Annotated in this window: 13 protein-coding genes; 8 read left to right on the top strand and 5 right to left on the bottom strand. The window is 70.3% G+C overall.

All coding sequences use genetic code 11. The annotated features are described in order from the left end of the window. Positions 1 to 542 precede the first annotated feature (542 nt). Positions 543 to 4,349, top strand: coding sequence for an ATP-binding protein (locus ABT158_RS10975; protein ID WP_352352575.1), 3,807 nt, complete (start codon positions 543 to 545; stop codon positions 4,347 to 4,349). Positions 4,350 to 4,763: 414 nt separating this feature from the next. On the opposite strand, the gene ABT158_RS10980 is transcribed toward ABT158_RS10975, so the two are convergent. After that, on the bottom strand, positions 4,764 to 5,324 hold the full coding sequence (locus ABT158_RS10980) for a GNAT family N-acetyltransferase (protein ID WP_352352576.1): 561 nt from the start codon (positions 5,322 to 5,324) through the stop codon (positions 4,764 to 4,766). 167 nt (positions 5,325 to 5,491) lie between these two features. Between ABT158_RS10980 and ABT158_RS10985 the strand changes: the two genes are divergently transcribed. The 6 genes from ABT158_RS10985 (at position 5,492) to ABT158_RS11010 (ending at position 10,511) form a co-directional block, all read left to right on the top strand. Continuing rightward, complete coding sequence (locus tag ABT158_RS10985) at positions 5,492 to 5,812, top strand: hypothetical protein (RefSeq protein ID WP_352352577.1); 321 nt, start codon at positions 5,492 to 5,494, stop codon at positions 5,810 to 5,812. Between the two features lie 388 nt (positions 5,813 to 6,200). After that, positions 6,201 to 7,100, top strand: coding sequence for a lipase family protein (locus ABT158_RS10990; protein WP_352352578.1), 900 nt, complete (start codon positions 6,201 to 6,203; stop codon positions 7,098 to 7,100). Between the two features lie 258 nt (positions 7,101 to 7,358). Further along, on the top strand, positions 7,359 to 7,532 hold the full coding sequence (locus ABT158_RS10995; RefSeq protein ID WP_352352579.1) for a hypothetical protein: 174 nt from the start codon (positions 7,359 to 7,361) through the stop codon (positions 7,530 to 7,532). Between the two features lie 28 nt (positions 7,533 to 7,560). Further along, entirely contained in the window at positions 7,561 to 8,085 is a 525-nt protein-coding gene (locus ABT158_RS11000) for a MauE/DoxX family redox-associated membrane protein (RefSeq protein WP_352352580.1), read from the top strand. Between the two features lie 9 nt (positions 8,086 to 8,094). After that, entirely contained in the window at positions 8,095 to 8,622 is a 528-nt protein-coding gene (locus ABT158_RS11005) for a TlpA disulfide reductase family protein (protein WP_352352581.1), read from the top strand. After that, positions 8,619 to 10,511, top strand: coding sequence for an ABC transporter ATP-binding protein (locus ABT158_RS11010; RefSeq protein ID WP_352352582.1), 1,893 nt, complete (start codon positions 8,619 to 8,621; stop codon positions 10,509 to 10,511). Before ABT158_RS11005 ends, ABT158_RS11010 begins: the two co-directional genes overlap by 4 nt. On the opposite strand, the gene ABT158_RS11015 is transcribed toward ABT158_RS11010, so the two are convergent. The 3 genes from ABT158_RS11015 to ABT158_RS11025 form a co-directional block, all read right to left on the bottom strand. Beyond that, the gene (locus ABT158_RS11015) at positions 10,427 to 10,915 is read right to left on the bottom strand and encodes a S26 family signal peptidase (RefSeq protein WP_352352583.1); all 489 of its coding nucleotides are present in this window, start codon (positions 10,913 to 10,915) and stop codon (positions 10,427 to 10,429) included. The two genes, ABT158_RS11010 and ABT158_RS11015, sit on opposite strands and share 85 nt — an antisense overlap. Before the next feature lie 100 nt (positions 10,916 to 11,015). Continuing rightward, entirely contained in the window at positions 11,016 to 11,690 is a 675-nt protein-coding gene (locus ABT158_RS11020) for a TetR/AcrR family transcriptional regulator (RefSeq protein ID WP_352352584.1), read from the bottom strand. 93 nt (positions 11,691 to 11,783) lie between these two features. Further along, complete coding sequence (locus ABT158_RS11025) at positions 11,784 to 13,073, bottom strand: cytochrome P450 (RefSeq protein ID WP_352352585.1); 1,290 nt, start codon at positions 13,071 to 13,073, stop codon at positions 11,784 to 11,786. A gap of 219 nt (positions 13,074 to 13,292) precedes the next feature. Between ABT158_RS11025 and ABT158_RS11030 the strand changes: the two genes are divergently transcribed. Then, the gene (locus tag ABT158_RS11030) at positions 13,293 to 14,189 is read left to right on the top strand and encodes a cation diffusion facilitator family transporter (protein WP_352352586.1); all 897 of its coding nucleotides are present in this window, start codon (positions 13,293 to 13,295) and stop codon (positions 14,187 to 14,189) included. On the opposite strand, the gene ABT158_RS11035 is transcribed toward ABT158_RS11030, so the two are convergent. Further along, positions 14,168 to 15,427, bottom strand: a complete 1,260-nt coding sequence (locus ABT158_RS11035) for a DUF3500 domain-containing protein (RefSeq protein ID WP_352352587.1) — start codon at positions 15,425 to 15,427, stop codon at positions 14,168 to 14,170. The genes ABT158_RS11030 and ABT158_RS11035 overlap by 22 nt on opposite strands. Between the last annotated feature and the right edge of the window lie 10 nt (positions 15,428 to 15,437).

Consider the following 15,437-nt stretch of genomic DNA (forward strand, 5'->3'; position numbering starts at 1 on the left):
GTTCGGCAGAACGCCTGGGCACCCGGATGATCGGTGACATGGCGGGGCTCTTTCGTTCGGCGTCGGCCTTGCGGTTCAGGCGGTGAAGCAGTTCTTCCCAGACGACGCTGCTCGAAATACGGCCACTGGCCGAATTTGTCACGGTTTGTCATGACGCTCCCATGTCATGTGCCGGATGACCGAAAGGTTCGCCGAGGTCGGCCCCGAGCCGTGCGCTCCTTCTCCGTCGCAAATCCGAAAACACACGAACATCCATCCGAAAGGTGAGAGAATCGCCGCGTCGGGCAGGTGCGCAAAAGCATGAAGATGATTCATGTTTACGCGGTGGAGGGATTTGGACATAGCGTGCATAAGGATCAGTATCAGAGATAGGCGTATATATTACGCTCCTCCGGCGATGCTGATCGCTTGACGAACGAAGTAGCAGGCCGTTCGCCAAAGCGGCGAAATGTCTATATTTCACTGTAATTTTCGATCTCTCCCGTTGGAGATCCTTGCCTCCTGGGGTTACACCCCCCTTGATCCGCAGCTCAGGAGCCGCTATGTCGAACCCATATATCCGGCAGCTCGGAAACCTTACGCCCGAGCTCACTGATTTCGTCGGTCGGGGCCGACTGCTCGCCAACCTCGAAAAGCGGCTCGGCGAGTCGCAGCTGGTGACCGTGACCGGTATGGGCGGGGTGGGCAAGTCGCGCACGGTGTTCCGGCTGGCGAACATGGTGCGCTCCCAGTATCGAGACGGGGTGTGGTGGGTCGACCTGGACGGGCTGGAGGACGCGGGCCTGATCAAGCACGTCATCGCCACGGCACTGGGCCTCCCCGAGCAGTCTTCACAGTTCGAGCCGCAGAGTCTGTCGGAATGGGTGCGCGAGCGCGACATGCTGCTCATCATCGACACGTGCGAGCACCTGGTGCAGGGCTGCGCCGAGGTGGTGCGCGAGCTGCTGGAGGCGGCGCCCGATCTCAAGGTGCTGGCCATCTCGCGGCAGCGGCTGTACCTGACCCACGAGCACGTCGTACTTGTGCCTCCATTGGAAGTCCCAGGCGACGACGCGTTGGAGAGCTTGTTGCGCAACGAATCCATGCAGCTCATCAAGGCCCGGGCCAGCGTCAGCGTGCCTGATCTGGTACTTGACCAGGGCAAGGTCAAGGCTCTGGCGGAGCTATGTCGTCGACTCGACGGTCTCCCGCTGGCGATCGAGGTGGCGGCGGTCCGCTTGCGAAGGCTGTCGATAGAGCAGATGCTGGCTGATCGATTCGACCTGCTGGACAGCAAGGGGAACGGCACGCCACTTCGTCACCGTACGCTGCGCGCCGTGATCAGCCGGAGCCACGGGCTGTGCGAGCCCGCCGAGCAGCTGCTGTGGGCGCGACTGTCGGTGTTCGCCCGCGAATTCGACCTCGACGCGGCCAGAACCGTCTGCTCCGACGAAGGATTGCCGGCGGAGACCATTTCCGGTCTGCTGGGCCAGCTGGTCGACAAGTCAATCGTGCTCTTCAGGAACGATCAGGGAAGCGGACGCTATGAGCTGATCAACGCCCTTGCCGCATATGCCGAGGAGCGGCTCGACGAACTCGGTCAGAGCGAGCAGATCCGCCAGCGGCACCTGGAGTACTACCTGCGCCTGGCGCAGCGCAGCGAGGACGCCTGGTCAGGTCCGCGCCAGATCTACTGGCACGTGCGCCTGCGCCAGGAGTACGGCAACGTGCAGAAGGCCCTCGAATATGCCCTGAAATCGAGCGAAAAGGGGGTGCTGGCGCTACGACTGCTGTCGTCGCTGTGGTTCATGTGGGTCTGCTGCGGGTTCACCCAAGACGGACAGCGGTATCTCGAACAGGCGCTGAAGGCCAACGTCATTCCGAGCAAGGAACGGTGCAAGGCGTTGTGGGTCTTGTCCTACGTCCTCAGCGCCCAGGGCGACAGCATGGGCGCACAGGCGAGAGCCGAGTCCTGCCTTGAGGAGGCGGCCCTGGTCGGTGACTCGCGAGCGGCGATGCTCGCCTCCAAGATGCAGGGAACTGCGGCGCTGCTCCAAGGGGACTTGAACAAGGCCGGCGCGCTGTTGGGTATGGCGCTCGAGTTCAACACCGACAGCATGGAGCTCAATCCCGGCCTGCTGCCCGCCGTCATCGAGTCGGCGCTGCTGCTGACGGCGCAGGGCGCGACCTCCGACGCCGAGGCGTTGCTACAGGACTGCTTGCAGATGTGCAAGGAGCGCGGCGAACAGTGGGTCAGCTCTCACGCGTACTGGGCCTTAGCGGACAGTATGCTCACAGCCGGCCGCATCGACGAGGCTCTGCTGAACGTCAGAGAGAGCCTGCGTATCAAGCGGCGCTTTCATGACACGCTCGGCACCCTGCTGGCCTTGGAGACGGCCATGCGGATCTTCGTGAAGCTCGGACGGTTGCCCCTGGCCGCCCAACTCCTTGGGACGTTGCAGCACAACTGGCACATGGCAGGGGAACCCCAAATGGGCGCTCCATGGATGACGGAGCACCACAAGGAATGCCTGCGGGATTGCCGGCGACAGTTGGACGATCCGGCGTACAGGAGCGCCTTCGAGGAGGGGGCGCGGCTCGACCTCGACGAGGCCTCCGCGCTCGCGCTCGACGAGTGGGACGTCCCCCCGTCCAGCGCGCTGGAAATCAGAGTCACGGACGACGACGACAAGGCATTCGCCAAAGTGGAGGATGCGGTCGTACAGGTCGCGGGGGCCTTCGGGTTCGAAGTGCCCACCGCGCAGGGAGCCCGCCACGAGCGCTATGTCATGAAGTTTCGAGAGGCCGCTTCCGACGGAACGGCCGACGAGCAACTCGAGGAGATGGATCGGGCCCTGCGTGACGGGACCCCGCGGGGCGAAACGGCCCAGTCCAACGCGGTGGACTCCCTCATCACAGTGCTGGAGGATGTGAATCGCGCAGCCGTGCTGGTCGAGCAGACGCTTCTCGTCAAGATGAACGGCCGAATCGTGACCAGGCGACTGTCCACAGCCGAGCAGGCGTACCTGGACAATCATCGCCGTCTCTTCAACGAGCCGGCGGATCTGCTGCATGAGCTCGGCCAACTGGAGCTGGGCAGCACACCGGACTCCCGCCGTCGAGTCAAGCGTGGTGATCGCGAGATCATCGTCGAACATCTAGGGGAGTCCGCTGCGCGGGCTCTGGACGCGTGGGCCGATGCTGCAAACTATGAAATATCGGTTAATCTGCCGCTCTGGGTGAAAAGCGGGCACACGGACAGCCGCCTCCTGGCCTTGATCGTCAAAACCCCTCGCGACAGTGGCCAGCGCACGAGCAAAGTCATCGCAAAAGTGTGTCCTCCTGGCCCGTCATCACGTGAACCCTCACAGCATCAACGGGCGTGGGATGCGAGTTCCGAACCATTCCGCAGAGAGCATCTGGTCGCGGTCAAGCCGCATTCACCAGCCATCGGCAATGAAGGAGGCTACGTACTTCTGCAAGACATCGCGGGAGGCAGTTTCGCCGGCATGTGCCAGATGGCAGAACTGGAGTCCCCGTCGGAGATCATCGACGCTTTCACCGTGGTGCTGGACGGATTGATCTGCAAGTGGAACGGTAAGCGGACCGATCTCTTTTCTCACATAGACTCAGGCGAATACATACGCGGCGAGTTGCGCCAGAAATTCGAGCCGAGCGGCAAGCTGTATACCTGGGCAGAGGAGAACGGACTCCTCTCTCCGGACCGTCGTTGGATCATGTTCGAGGACGAGAGCAACGCCCGGCTTCTGCCGAACCCCGTGGCGATGGCCGCGGGAACCATCGTCGCCCGGGACAACGTTCAGCATCTGCGCGGGCTCGCACATGGCGACCTGCATACAGGCAATGTTCTCCTGGAGCGTACGCGGCAAGGGGAGCTCCTGTCGCAGCGGTTCAGGTTCGTCGACCTGACCACCTTCGACATCAGCGCACCCCTGACCCGAGACCCGGCCATGCTCCTGCTCTCCATCATCGCCCGACGCATACCCCTGGACATGCGCGCTCAGGAGAATCTGTTCGACCAAATCGCGCGAGGTGAGGGAAGCCAAAGCCACCAACTCTTCGCACTGCTGATGCGTTCGATCCGCGACATCGACCGTGAACTCCTCCACGACGACTTCCGCGAGGACTGGATCAATCAGCTGCCTTTGTCGTTGCTGGCCACCGCGCTCCTCCACTGCACGTTCGCGAACCTGGACGAGCGTACCCGATGGTGGTTCTTCCGGCTGGCTGCGCGATGCGGGGCGGAATATCTTCAAGCTACCAATTCATGGCCTTCCTCCAATGAACGGCCCTACATGCTTGGGCTGAAGGACATGGGAGGGTTCCTCATGCCTCCGCCTCGCCCGTGACTGAACGGACGAGTTCACGTTGACGCGACTGCGGGCCAGGCGGGCGGTGGACGCCATGCCTTTGTCCGCCCGTGTGGAGGCCGTGGCGGTGCACAGCGATGGCGAGGCGGAATGAGGTCCGCATGATCGGCCCGGTGACGCGGCCGTGCGCGGTCGGCGACAGCACGTAGCGGGAGTAGTCGTCCAGCCAGGGCCAAGATCTAGGTGTGGGTGCCGTCGGAGAGGTCTTCGGTCGTCAGGACCGGGCTTGAGGGGTGCCTCGCCCTCGGGGGCGATGGCGGCCACCGGCTTGGACACCCAGCACCAACCAGATCCAGCGCCTGGTGATCGCCCGCCAACTCGCCAAGTAGCCCCTGGCGCCGCAGCCCCGTCGGGCGCTGTGGCGACAGGACGAGGGCGGGGGGCGGTTCGCATTTAGCGGTTGGGGTTGGCAGGGGCTTCGAAGATGAGGCCGCGGCCGTCCTCTTCGTCCCAGTCCTCGCCGACCTGGACGAAGCCGAAGCCGGCGATCGTGGCCAAGGACGCCACGTTGTCGGGGCTGATCGTCGCCCGTACGGTCTTGACCGCCGGTTCGGCCGCGGCCCGGCGCAGCAACTCGATCAGGATGGCTCGGCCGTACCCCTGGCGACGGAACTCTGGAGCGACCGCGTAGCCGATCTCCACCATGCCGGCCTCGTCGGGCGGTCCGTGAAAGCCGGCATGGCCGACGACGACGCCTTCAGGCCCGGTCACCGCCTGCCGCGCCATCCACGGTGCGTGGTCGGGGTCGGCGGCCATCTGGTCGATCCGAATCCGCCACAGCCACCGTGCTCTGTCCGTCACGAAGTAATCGGTCAGGGCGACCCCGGCCGTATCGCCGGCTGTGGCCAGATCTCCGTCGAGCAGGGCGGACATCGCGGTGCTCGACAACTCGACGAAGCGCACCTGCTGCGGACTGGTGGGGAACGACGTCTGGCGATCGGGTTCATCTGTCACCGTGCGATGGTCGCAAAAACGTCCGGGAGACGTCCACGAGTTTTGGCGGGGGTGCCGGGGGCCAGGCCCTCATTACTATCGTAACGGATAGTAATTAATTAATCACTCTATGCTTATGGTGGGGGTTGGGTGGCATCCGCCGCTCCTGTCCCAAAGGGAAAACGATCATGCGATGCATCCCGATCGTGCTGGCCGCGCTCGCCGCCGTCGGTGCCGTGGTGATGGCCCCGCTCGCCACCGCCCAGGCCGCCACCGCTGTTTCGCTCAACGCGCCGATGGCGCGGGCGGGCGAGGTCTTCACGTGTCAGGAGGTGGATGCGGAACTTCCGGAAATCTTCGCCCGGGACTGCGACACCGGCCATTGGGGGCCGCTGTCCGACTTCGTCGTCAACTCCGGGGACCGGACCGTCTACCGCTGCGCCACCGGCTGGGCCGAGGGCAGCCTGTGGGTCCGTGGCCAAGGTTGCCGGCGGCTCCAGAGCTCCTGACCGGCCGGTGGTTCGGGCTCCGGTGGCCCGAACCGTCATGGGCGCGTCCGTCCGGGAAGTTCGGGGAGTTCGGGGAGTTCGGAGTCTGGGAGTCCGTGAACCGCTGGGACTGGTGACTGCATCGTGAGCGCCGCCGGTCCGGCGGCGGCCGGGAGCGGCCGGAGGGCCGCTCATCCGGCGGGCCGATCCGCCAGGCAGCGCCGAGCGTTCCCGACGGCCCTCCGCACGCGCCTCGCGGAGCCGGGCAGCGCGGGCTCGCGGCCGGTGCCTGACAGGCGTCCGAGCGTGCCGACATGGAGGGCGGCTTACCCGCACCGCGCGGACGCTTGGTCAAGCAGCGGGTACGGACAGTGACGACCGTTCGGTGAACTTCACACGGGGGACGTCCATGACCGCGATCACCTTCGACCACGCCGCCACCGGCTACACCCTGGCCCAGGCCCGCCGCCTGGCCCACGCCGCCGCCCTGGCCTACAAGGACGAACCCGAGGTGCGGGCCACCGCCAACGGCTGGGGCTTCGACCGCGTCAGATGCTTCCGCGTGCCGCACACCGCGCCGTTCCCGCTGGAGGACACCCAGGCGTACGTCGCCGCCAGCGACCACATGATCGTCGTCGCCTTTCGCGGCACCCAGCCCGAGGAGCTGCGCGACTGGCTCTCGGACGCCAACACCCTGCTCACCCCGTACACCGCCGCCGACGGCAACATCCACGCCGGCTTCTACCGCGCCCTGGACGTCGTGCACCCCGCCCTGTTGCACACCCTGGAGGAGTGGCACACCCCGCGCCAGTCGCTGTGGTTCACCGGGCACAGCCTGGGCGGCGCGCTGGCCATGCTGGCCGCCGCCCGTACCCACTTCGAGGACCCCACGCTGCTCGCGGACGGCGTCTACACCTACGGCCAGCCGCGCACCTGCTGCCCCAAGCTCGCCGCCGCCTACGACCAGGCCTTCGGCGGACGCACGTTCCGCTTCGTCAACAACAACGACATCGTCGCCCAGCTCCCGCCCGCCCCGCTGTTCCATCACGTCGCCGAAGAGCGGTACTTCGACACCCATGGCAAGCTGCACGACAGGATGCCGCCCGTGACCGGACTGATCGACCGGCTCGCCGGCGCCACCGCCGACCCGCTGGCCCCCGGCACCGACGGCATCCGCGACCACTTCATCAACGCCTACCTGGCCAGGTTCGACGCCGCCGAGCAGGAGGGGACCTCTCCGGTCACCGGCCGGAAGCCGAAGCCGGGCCGCGGGGGTGCCGGCGCCCTGACCGGCCTGCTGCCCGACTAGACCGGTCAACCCGGGCCGGCCCGTTCTGTACCGCGCGGCGCTCGCCCGGGCCGCCGGCGCGGCCCTCGCCCGGGCTGCCCGCGGCGGTCAAGGGGCTGAAGGACGCCTCGCGCGGGACGTGCCGATAACGGTCAGTCCGGAAATGTCAAGATCACTTGCTGCTCAAAGCCCTCTCCAGTCTCAGCCGATCTCTCCGTTAACTCCGGTCTCTTGCTGGGCGACGTTGATCGCGTAAAGATCCCCACGCAAGGAGCTGCCATGATCCGCGCACTCAACCAGCTGGGAGACCGCCTCCTCGACAAACTCCTCCCCTCGGCGAACGCCTCGGCCGCGTGCTGGACCGACTGGTGCTGCCAGGGCAAGTTCTGCCGGACGTGCTGCTACCACGACTCCACCGGCACGGTCAGCTGCGGCAGCTTCGACTACTGCTGACGCCTCCTCCCGATCTCCCATGACAGCCATGCAGTACGTCGCGCTGGCCTGCCGGGTGGCGCTGGGCGTCGTCTTCCTGGCCGCGGTGGCCGGCAAGGTGCGCGGCAGGTCCGCGTTCGCCGGGTTCCGCGGGTCCGTGCGCGGTCTGGTCCCTCTGGGGCCGCGGGCCGTCACGGTGCTGAGCGGCGCCGTCGTCCTGGCCGAAGGGTGTGTCGTCGTGCTGCTGGCCATCCCCGGGACTGTGCGGGCCGGCGTGCTGCTGGCCGGCACCGTCCTGGTGGGTTTCTGCGCCGGCGTCGTCAGGGCGATGCGCTCGGGCGCCACGACGCCGTGCCGGTGCTTCGGCGCCGCCGGGACGCCGCTCGGCGGCCGCCACCTCGTCCGCAACGCCGGACTGCTCGCGCTGGTCGCCGCCGGGCTCGTGCCGGGGCACGCCGTGCCGCATCCGGCGGGCGTCGCCCTGAGCGTGCTGGCCGGCGGCGTCCTCGCCGTCATCGTGATCTTCTTCGACGACCTCGCCGACCTGTTCGCCGCACAACCGCGTCACCCCTGAGGAGCCCGCATGCCCTATCTCGTCGCCGCCGTCGTCATCGTCGGACTGTTGTGCCTGGTGAACCTGGTGCTGACGCTGGCGGTGATCCGCCGCCTGCGCGCGCACACGCTGCGGCTGTCGGAGCTGGGGCCGACGCGTCCCCCGACGGTGCAGCCGGGCACGACGATCGGCGAGTTCAGCGCGACGACCGCCGACGGCGGGACCGTGTCGCGCGCGTTCTTCTCGGGGGTCTCCGTGGTGGCGGTGTTCTCCACCGAGTGCGCCTCCTGCCACGAGCTGCTGCCGGAGTTCACGTCCTACCTCGCCGACACGCGTCCCGAGCGGGTGCTGGCGGTCGTCACGGGCGACCCGGACGAGGCCCGGCGGTTCACCCGCGAGCTGACCCCGGCCACCGTCGTCGTGGAGCCGATGGGCGGCCCGGTGAGCAGGGCGTTGCAGGTCTCGCAGTTCCCCAGCTTCTTCCTGGTCGACGGTGACGCGGTCGTCGTGGCGGCCGACACCGCCCCGGGCAGGCTGCCGGCGGTCACCCGCCGATGACTCCTCCCGCCGGGCCCGGCGGCGCCGCCCGGGGACGGCGTGCGCGCGCGGCCGTGGCGCTCGCCTGGCGGGCGCATCCGGCCGCCGTCCTGGGGTCGGGGATCGCGGTGCTGCTCATGGGGCTGGTCCCGGTGGCCGCCGCGTGGCTGACCAAGCTCGTCCTGGACGGCCTGGCCGCCGGGGCGGGGCCCGCCGAGCTGCTGCCGCCGGGCGTGGCCCTCGGCGTGACCGGCCTGGCCGGCGCGGCCCTGCCCGCGGTCGCGGAGTACGCCCAGGAGCAGCTTCGCCGCGCGCTCCAGGTGCTGATCCAGGACCGGCTGTTCCAGGCCGTCAACGCCCATCCGGGGCTGAGCCGGTTCGAGAACCCGGCCTTCCACGACCGCGTACGGCTGGCGCAGGAGGCCGGGCAGAACGCGCCGCAGCGGATCGTCCGCTCGACCTTGGGGATCGCCCAGGGAGCCGTCACCCTCGCCGGGTTCACCGCGGCGCTGGCCGTGCTCGCGCCGGGGATGATCGCCGTCGTGGCGCTCTCCGCGATCCCGTCGGTCCGCGCCCAGCTCGACCTGTCCCGGCGGCGCGCGGGCATGATGTGGGGCGTCAGCTCCAGGGCCCGGCGGCAGATCTTCTTTGCCGGGCTGCTCACCAGCCCCGACGCGGCCAAGGAGATCCGCCTGTTCGGCCTGGGCGACCTGCTGCGCGGCCGGATGCTGGCCGAGCTGCGCGCGGTCAACGCCGCCGAGCAGGGGCTGGCCCGCCGGACCCTGCGTACTCAGGGCGTGTTGTCGCTGGTGGGGGCGGCCGTCGCGGCGGCCGGCCTGCTCTGGGCGATCGTCGCCGCCGCGTCGGGCGCGCTGAGCGTCGGCGACGTGGCCGTGTTCGTCGCGGCCGTGGCCGGGGTGCAGTCGGCGCTGGCGTCGATCGTCGGCCAGTCGGCGGACGCGCACAACGCGCTGCTGATGTTCGGGCACTACCTCGACGTGGTGGCCGACCCGCCCGACCTGCCCGTGCCGCGGCGGCCGCGGCCCGTCCCGGCGCTGCGCGAGGGCATCGAGGTGCGCGACGTCTGGTTCCGGTACGACGACGCCCATCCGTGGGTGCTGCGCGGGGTCGACCTGTTCGTCCCCCGCGGCGGCTCGCTCGCCCTCGTCGGCCTGAACGGCGCGGGCAAGAGCACCCTGGTCAAGCTGATCTGCCGGCTGTACGACCCGGTGCGCGGGTCCATCCTCTGGGACGGCGTCGACCTGCGCGAGACGGACCCCGCCGAGCTGCGCGGCCGCATCGGCGCGGTCTTCCAGGACTACATGTCCTACGACCTGACCGCGGCCGAGAACATCGGCCTCGGCGACGTCGCGGCGATCGGCGACCGGGAGCGGGTCGAGGACGCCGCCCGGCTGGCCGGGGTCCACGAGACGGTCGCCGGGCTGCCGCGGGGCTACGACACGCTGCTGAGCCGGATCTTCTTCGGCGACCGGGACGACCCCCAGGCCGGAGTGGTGCTGTCCGGCGGTCAGTGGCAGCGACTCGCGCTGGCCCGCGCCCTGATGCGGAAGGGACGCGACCTGCTCGTGCTGGACGAGCCGAGCTCCGGCCTGGACGCGCAGGCCGAGCACGCCATCCACCAGAGCCTGCGCCGCCACCGCGCCGGACGCACCAGCCTGCTGATCTCCCACCGGCTGGGCGCGGTCCGGGAGGCGGACGTGATCGTCGTGCTCGCCGAAGGCCGGATCGCGGAGCAGGGCTCGCACGCGGAGCTGATGGCGCTCGGCGGGGAGTACGCGAGCCTGTTCACCCTCCAGGCCCAGGGCTACGAGCCGGCCACCCCGCCGGACCCGCGGACGGGCGACATCGACCGGACGACGACGCCGAGCACCCGGTCGAACGGCACGTAACCCCACACCCGCGAGTCCTCGCTGACCGGCCCGTCACCCAGGACCACCAGCCGCCCGGCCGGGACCGTGTCGCCCGGCGACGCCCCCACCCGGCCCGCGACCTCGGGCGGGACCGGGTCGCCCGGCACGGCCACCGCCCGCTTGATGAACCACATGGCCGCCCCCGGCGCCGGCAGCGGCCCGGTGCGCCACTCGCCCCCGGGCGGCAACGTCTGCAGCACCACGACCTGACCGCGTCCGACGCGCGCCCCCGTCGTCCTGCGGACGAGCACGCGGTCGCCGGTGCGGTAGGTCGGCAGCATGCTCGCCCCGCTGATCCGGACGACGACCAGCCGCCGCCGGGCGACGGCCAGCCCGGCGGCCAGGGCCGCGACGGGGGCCAGCAGGATCAGGACACGCCGCACGACGCCCTCCCAAGTCGATCATCACCCGGTGACGTGCCGACACTAGCGGCGGATCTCCTCGCCGGACAGCCCGTACGGCCCGCCGAAGGGGCCGCTCACCTCACGGGCCGGGCCGGCCGGGGTGGTCGAGGCCGGCGGTGAGCTGGTCGATCGCCGTGTCGATGCGCCGTCCGAGCAAAGCGGTGTCCGGCGGTTCTGCGGAGGCCACGGTCTGCCGGAGCCACTGGTCGAGGACGACGCGCAGCGCCGTCAGGGCCGCGGCCGCGCACAGCAGGGGATAGCCGGTGTCGCCGGGACGCCCGGGGGCGGGGTGGCCGACGTGCTCGGCGATCGCCTCGGCCAGGGCCTGCTCCTGCGCCGCGAGCACGGCCAGTTGCTGCGGCACCAGCGTGGGCGCCGACCGGACGAGCTGCAACGCCCGGACGTGGTCGCGGCCGGCGGCGTCGCTCTCGTTCATGACCGTCAGCACGGCCTCGCGGAAGGCGCGCAGGACCGGCTCGGTGCGCGGCCGGGCCCTGAAGCGGGCGACGAGCTCCTGCGCGGCGGCGGCCAGCGAGGCCACGACCGCCTCCTCCTTGCTGGAGAAGTAGTTGAAGAACGTGCGCAGCGCGATGTCGGCCTCACCGGCGATCTGCTCGACGGTCACGTTCTCGACGCCGTGGCGCAGGGCCAGCCGGAGCGCCGCCGTGCGGAGGGCGGCGCGGGTGGCCTGCTTCTTGCGCTCGCGGCGGCCGGGCGACGCGGGCTCCCCGCCGCCCGATGCGAGCTGAACCACCCCGGCCTCCTCTGCCACAGTCCTCATTATGGGCTCCGGCGAGGTGACGGGGCTCCGGCGGGGTGACGGGGCTCCGGCGGGCATCGCGCCCGGTCAGGACCAGGCGACGGGCAGGGAGTGCACGCCGAAGATCAGCATCTCGTCGCGCAGCGGCACCTGACCGGCCGGCACGGCCAGCCGCAGGTCCGGCAGGCGGGTGATCAGCTCCTTCAGGCCGATGCGCATCTCCACCCGGGCGAGCTGCTGGCCCAGGCACTGGTGCACGCCGTGCCCGAAGGCCAGATGCGGGACGCGGGCGCGGTTGACGTCGAACCGGTCGGCGTCGGGCCAGTGGCGGGGGTCGCGGTTGACCTCGGGCGTGGCGATCACGACGGTCGCGCCCGCGGGGAGGTCGGCGCCGCCCAGCGTGACGGGCTCGGTCGTGACGCGGCTGACGCCGAGCTGGATGATGCTCAGGAAGCGCAGCAGCTCCTCGACCGCGTTGTCGACCAGGGAGGGGTCCGCCCGCAGGGCGGCGAGCTGGGCGGGGTGCTCCAGCAGGGCGAACGCGCCCAGTCCCAGCATGTTGGCGGTGGTCTCGTGGCCCGCGCCGAGCAGGACGAGGGCGACGTCCACGAGCTGGGCGTCGGTCAGCGGCGGGTCGGCGTCGTGGACGAGCCCCGACAGCAGGTCGTCGGCCGGTTCGGCGCGCTTGGCAGCCACCAGCCGCTGCATGAACGCGTACAGCTCGGCGCCCGCCGCCGCCCGCTCCTCGGCGGTGGCGTTGGCGTTCAGCCCGACGGAGGTGCGTTCCTGGAACTCGGCGCGGTCGGCGTAGTCGACGCCGAGCAGCTCGCAGATGACCAGCGACGGCAGCGGCAGCGCGAACGTCGGCACGAGGTCGGCCTCCATGCCGGCCGCCTTCATCGCCTCGATGTGCTCGACCGCGATCTCGGTGACCCGGGCCTCCAGCTCCCGCATGCGCCGGACGGTGAACTGGCCGGTCAGCAGCCGCCGGATGCGCGTGTGCTCGGGCGGGTCCATGAACACGAAGAAGCCGTCCTCGCGGCTCTCGACGGACGGGCCCGCCGGAAGGACGCCGGCCGCCTGCTCGGCCACCTCGTGCGGTTGCAGCGACGTGGCCTCGCGGTGGCGCACCCGGTCGGCGCTGAAGCGGGCGTCCGACAGGACGGTGCGGGCCTCGTCGAAGCCGGTGACCAGCCACGCCCGCGCGCCGTTGAGCAGCTCCACCGCCCGGACCCGGTCCTGGCCGCGCCGCTCCCGCAGGCCCGGCGGCGGGTCGAACGGGCACCCGCCGCGCTCGACCAGGTCGGCGGGCAGGATCCGGCGCAGCGCCGTGGGGCCCGCGCCGGGGGAGTCGTCGGTCAGGCGGCGGTCGCTCATCGGCACGTCCTGTTCTCTCGGGTGCGGGCCGTTCCAGCCTACAAAGGTGCACGATGCGCATCAATGCACGTTGTGCATGTCCATTCGGTCGCCGGATCAAGGTGTGTCCGCGGGCCCACGGGGCAAAGGCACGCATCCGACAGCTCACCCGCACGGGAGGAACGTGATGACGCGACAGCCTGTACGAGCACCGGTTGTGGCACCGGTTGCGGGGACGGCGTGAGCGGTAAGGGCTCGCAGGAGGCGACCTACGCGGCGCTGGCCGCCAACCTGGGGATCGCCGTCACCAAGTTCGTGGCGTTCTTCTTCACCGGCTCGTCCTCGATGCTCGCCGAGGGCATCCACTCCTTCGCCGACTCGGGCAACCAGGGGTTGCTGCTGCTCGGCCAGTCCCGCGCCAAGCGCGGGCCCACCCCGTCCCATCCCTTCGGCTACGGGCGCGAGCGGTACTTCTACGCCTTCCTGGTCTCGGTCGTGCTGTTCTTCGGCGGCGGCCTGTTCGCCCTGTACGAGGGGTACGAGAAGATCAGCCACCCGAAGCCCCTGGAGAGCTGGCCGTGGGCGATCGGGGTGCTCGTGGGCGCGATCGTCATGGAGGGCCTGTCCCTGCGCACGGCGGTGCGCAACGCCGACCGGGCCCGCCGCGGCCGGTCGTGGCCGCGCTACATCCGCGAGGCCAAGGCCCCCGAGCTGCCCGTGGTCCTGCTGGAGGACACCGCCGCCCTGATCGGGCTGGCCTTCGCCCTCATCGGGGTCACGCTCACGCTGGTCGTCGGCGACCCGGTCTACGACGGCATCGGCTCGATCGCCATCGGCGTGCTCCTGATCATCGTGGCCGTCACCCTGGCCACCGAGACCAAGAGCATGATCATCGGCGAGTCGGCGTCGCCGGAGGTCCAGCGGGCCATCGAGGAGGCCCTGCGCGAGGACGACGCCGTCGCCTCCTTCACCCGCCTGCGCACCCTGCACCTGGGCCCGGAGGAACTGCTCGTCGCCGCCCGCGTCACCGTCGCCGAGCAGGGGGACGCCGTGGCCGAGGCGCTGGCCAAGGCCGAGCAGCGCATCCGCGAACGCGTCCCGATGTCCACGGTCGTCTACCTGCAGCCCGAGCCCTGACCCTGCTGCCACTGCCGCACCCACGAGCGGCCGTAGTCGTTGCCGTGCGGCGTGCGCAGCACGGTGTGGACGTGGAACGGCTTGGGCGTGTCGTAGTCGAGGAAGACGCCGCTGTGGTGGTCGAGCTCGGCGACGATCACCGGTGACTGCAGCCGGTAGTAGAAGACGTCGCCCGGCCGGTGGCCGCCGATCCAGCAGAACCAGGTCTCGTCGAGGTGCGCCGCGATCTCCCGCAGCCGGGCGGCGCGCGGCCCCGCCGGGAGCAGGCCGACGAACGACTCGGCGACGGCCAGCGCGTGCTCCCGGGCCGCCGCGGGCATGGCGGCGACCCGCACGCCCTCGAACGGGATCACGCGGTTGTCCTGGAACGCCCCGGCCAGGTGGCGTTCGTCCCCCGGGTGCACCCGTCCCTCGGGCATCGCCGGGTCGGTCATGCGCTCGTAGACGACGGCCTGCCGGCGCTGCTCCTCCGGCAGGGCGGCCATCAGCCGCAGGCCGCGGGCGACCCGGTCGGCGAACAGGTCGCGCAGGCCGGCGTGCGGACCGGCGTCGATCTCGTCGGGCTCGGCGCCGAGGAACACCGGCGACAGCGCCATGCGGCCCTCGACGACCAGGCAGTTGAGCGCGCAGTGGTGGCCGTAGAGCTGCCAGCCCCAGGGGGCCCGCGGGCCGGGCGTGCCGTAGAGGGCGAAGTTGTAGCTGAACTCGTTGAGTATCGTCTCCAGGCCGACCACCTCGCCCAGGAAGCCGTTGATTCGCATCACCGCGCGGACGAGCCGGCCGCCCTCGGGCGAGAGCGAGGCGCCCACCAGCGCCAGCGCCCTCTCCCTGACGGCCGGCGGTCGCAGGTCCAGCCGCAGGCCGGTGTCGAACTGCAGGAACTCCGGGTTGGCCCAGGTCTGCCACGCCACGGCGTCGGCCTCGTGCGAGAGGCGTTCGCGGTCCTCGCCGTCGAGGCAGGCCAGCAGGTCGCGGGCGGCCGACACCATCGCGGCGACCGGCGCCTCCTCGCCGGGGGCGGCCGGTGTCAGCGGGTACAGGCCGTCCCGCAGGACGCCGTCCTCGGTGACGCCGCGGAAGTCGTTCCCGTACAGCGGGGTCCAGCCCTCGATCAGGCCGCCGGTGAACGTCCCCGGTCTCCTGGCCAGCTCGCGGTAGGCGTAGGGGTCGAGGCCGCGGACGCCGGCCAGCCGCGGATGGTCGTGCGGGAACAGGTACTGGCGGAACTCGCCGGGCATGGGGGCTCTC

It is taken from the genome of Nonomuraea sp. NPDC001636 (assembly GCF_040298265.1).
GTDB lineage: Bacteria > Actinomycetota > Actinomycetes > Streptosporangiales > Streptosporangiaceae > Nonomuraea.

Coding starts and splice junctions, on each gene's coding strand:
- ABT158_RS11010 (WP_352352582.1), top strand. CDS start 8,619: ATGACTCCTCCCGCCGGGCCCGGCGGCGCCGCCCGGGGACGGCGTGCG.
- ABT158_RS11000 (WP_352352580.1), top strand. CDS start 7,561: ATGCAGTACGTCGCGCTGGCCTGCCGGGTGGCGCTGGGCGTCGTCTTC.
- ABT158_RS11005 (WP_352352581.1), top strand. CDS start 8,095: ATGCCCTATCTCGTCGCCGCCGTCGTCATCGTCGGACTGTTGTGCCTG.
- ABT158_RS10985 (WP_352352577.1), top strand. CDS start 5,492: ATGCGATGCATCCCGATCGTGCTGGCCGCGCTCGCCGCCGTCGGTGCC.
- ABT158_RS11035 (WP_352352587.1), bottom strand. CDS start 15,427: ATGCCCGGCGAGTTCCGCCAGTACCTGTTCCCGCACGACCATCCGCGG.
- ABT158_RS11025 (WP_352352585.1), bottom strand. CDS start 13,073: ATGAGCGACCGCCGCCTGACCGACGACTCCCCCGGCGCGGGCCCCACG.
- ABT158_RS10975 (WP_352352575.1), top strand. CDS start 543: ATGTCGAACCCATATATCCGGCAGCTCGGAAACCTTACGCCCGAGCTC.
- ABT158_RS10995 (WP_352352579.1), top strand. CDS start 7,359: ATGATCCGCGCACTCAACCAGCTGGGAGACCGCCTCCTCGACAAACTC.
- ABT158_RS10990 (WP_352352578.1), top strand. CDS start 6,201: ATGACCGCGATCACCTTCGACCACGCCGCCACCGGCTACACCCTGGCC.